General features: G+C 67.4%; 2 protein-coding genes. Both read right to left on the minus strand.

The window, feature by feature from the left end:
* The coding region (gene adh / locus AC1DYI_RS32420; protein WP_477208226.1) for an aldehyde dehydrogenase at window positions 1-1,402 on the minus strand (1,402 nt) is incomplete at its 3' end.
* Between the two features lie 355 nt (window positions 1,403-1,757).
* Window positions 1,758-2,402: a dienelactone hydrolase family protein gene (locus tag AC1DYI_RS32425; RefSeq protein WP_477208227.1), complete on the minus strand. Its 645-nt coding sequence runs from the start codon at window positions 2,400-2,402 to the stop codon at window positions 1,758-1,760.
* Window positions 2,403-2,559 lie beyond the last annotated feature (157 nt).

Genomic DNA, 2,559 nt, shown 5'->3' on the forward strand with positions numbered 1-2,559 from the left:
ACGCTGCGTGCGCCGGGTAGGCGTGGTAGCAGTTGGTCCAGACCCTGCCGGCCTGGATGCCGCGGCCCATGCGGAAGGCGGTGTTCATGTCGCGGCTCCACACGCCGGCGCCCAGGCCGTAGAGCGTGTCGTTGGCGATGGACAGCGCTTCTTCCTCGTCCTTGAAGGTGGTCACCGAGACGACCGGGCCGAAGATCTCTTCCTGGAAGATGCGCATCTTGTTGTGGCCCTTGAAGACTGTCGGCTTGATGTAGTAGCCGCCTTCGAGGTCACCTTGCAGCATGTTGCGCTCGCCGCCGATCAGGCACTGCGCGCCTTCCTGCTTGCCGAGGTCGAGGTAGCTGATGATCTTTTCCAGCTGCTCGCTCGAGGCCTGCGCGCCGATCATCGTGCTCTTGTCCAGCGGGTTGCCTTGCTTGATGGCGGCCACGCGCTTCAGGGCCCGATCCATGAACTGGTCGTAGATCGACTCGTGGATCAGCGCACGCGACGGGCAGGTGCAGACCTCGCCCTGGTTCAGCGCGAATAGCACGAAGCCCTCGATCGCCTTGTCGAGGAAACCGTCGTCCTTGGCCAGTACGTCGGGGAAGAAGATGTTGGGCGACTTGCCGCCGAGTTCCAACGTGACCGGGATCAGGTTCTGGCTGGCGTACTGCATGATCAGCCGGCCGGTCGTCGTCTCGCCGGTGAAGGCGATCTTGGCGATGCGGTTGCTGGACGCCAGCGGCTTGCCGGCTTCGAGCCCGAAGCCGTTGACCACGTTCAACACGCCGGGCGGCAGCAGGTCGCCGATCAGCTCCATCAGCACCAGGATCGACGCCGGCGTCTGCTCGGCGGGCTTGAGCACCACGCAGTTGCCAGCGGCCAGCGCGGGGGCCAGCTTCCACACCGCCATCAGCAGCGGGAAGTTCCACGGGATGATCTGGCCGACGACGCCCAGCGGCTCGTGGAAGTGGTAGGCGTAGGTCTGGTTGTCGACCTCGCTGATACCGCCTTCCTGCGCGCGGATGCACGAGGCGAAGTAGCGGAAGTGGTCAACCGCCAGCGGCAGGTCGGCGGCCATCGTCTCGCGGATCGGCTTGCCGTTGTCCCAGGTCTCGGCGGTGGCCAGCAGCTCCAGGTTCTGCTCCATCCGGTCGGCGATGCGGTTCAGCACGTTGGCGCGCTCGGCCGGCGAGGTCTTGCCCCAGGCGGCCTTGGCAGCGTGGGCGGCGTCGAGCGCGCGCTCGACGTCGGCCGCGTTCGAGCGCGGGATCTCGCAGAACACCTTGCCGGTCACTGGCGTGATGTTCTCGAAGTATTCGTTGGTCGAGGGTGCGACCCACTGGCCATTGATGAAGTTGGCGTAGCGCTTCTTGAAGGGAACGGGGAAGCCGAAGCGGCCGGGTTCGAGCATGTCCATGCGTGTCTCCTGGGAGCGGGTGAAAGAAAAGCCCCTGCGTGGCGCAGCGGTCGGGGCAAGTGGGGCTGCCCGAACTGCATCGCCAAACGCGTGCCAGGTCATCGAGACGCCGCTCCCGTGGCGCCAGGCCGCCAAAAGGGCGTGTTTTCTCGGGGGTTGTACTGAGAGGGCGCGCAGGGACCGGCGGCGGCTGTCTCAGCTTGGGACGAAGGAGGTGCTCCGTAGCGTCACAGGCTCAACGCGCGCGCCGAGCGGCGGCGCTTGCCCCCAGCGACCATCCGGAGGCTATTCGTGCACGACCTTCAAGCGGCCAGCGAAGACGCAGCGGCTGGGCGCACGGGCACGACCACGGCGGTCATGGGTTGGCGTTGCGCTTGACGCGGGCCGGCAGGCGCTGGGTGAACCACTGGCAGACCAGCTCGCAGACGCGGTCCCGCGCGCCGGCCTGCTCGAACAGGTGGCGGGTGCGCGGCATCACGATGAGTTCGCCCGGGTCGGGCAGGCGGGCCTGTGCCTTGCGGTTCACCGCGAGCGCCTCGGTGTCGGCACTGCCGACGATCAACAGCGTGGGTGCGGTGACTTTCGACAGCGTCTGCATCGCCGGCTCAAGCCGCCCGCCGCACGACACGACGGCGCCGACGCGCTGCGGCCGTTTGGCCGCGGCGATCAGCGCCGCTGCAGCGCCGGTGTCGATGCCGAGCAAACCGAGTGGCAGGGTGGCCAGCGCTGGGCGGCGGTCCAGCCAATCGATGGCCTCCAGCAATCGTTCGCCGGCGAGCATGCTGTCCTCGCTTCCGTCTGGGGCAGGCCCGAGATCGAACAGCAGGGTGCCCAGATCGCACTCGTGCAGCGCCTGCGCCACCTGCTGGTGGTGCGGGTTGCGGCGTGTGCCGGGCGCGAAGACCACCAGGCCGCGGGCCTGCGGCGGAACGACCAGGTCGCCGTCGAGCGCATGCGGACCCACCTGAACCCTTTTGGGTGGCAGCAACAGGTCTTCCATCGTTCCCTCCGGCGGTTGAATTGTTCAGGGTTCGTTTATGCGCGCCAATGGGTGGGCAAGACTTGCGCCCGGTCAAATCAGACGACCGGCGAAGCCTGCGGCGGCGTGGTTCCCCGGCGCCCTTTTGGTGACCCACGGCTTGCGGGCAGTCCCTGAC

This window comes from Ideonella sp. P3_A4 (assembly GCF_056403075.1).

Excerpts from the sequence above, each read along its gene's own strand:
- AC1DYI_RS32425 (WP_477208227.1), bottom strand. The coding sequence starts at position 2,402 with ATGGAAGACCTGTTGCTGCCACCCAAAAGGGTTCAGGTGGGTCCGCAT.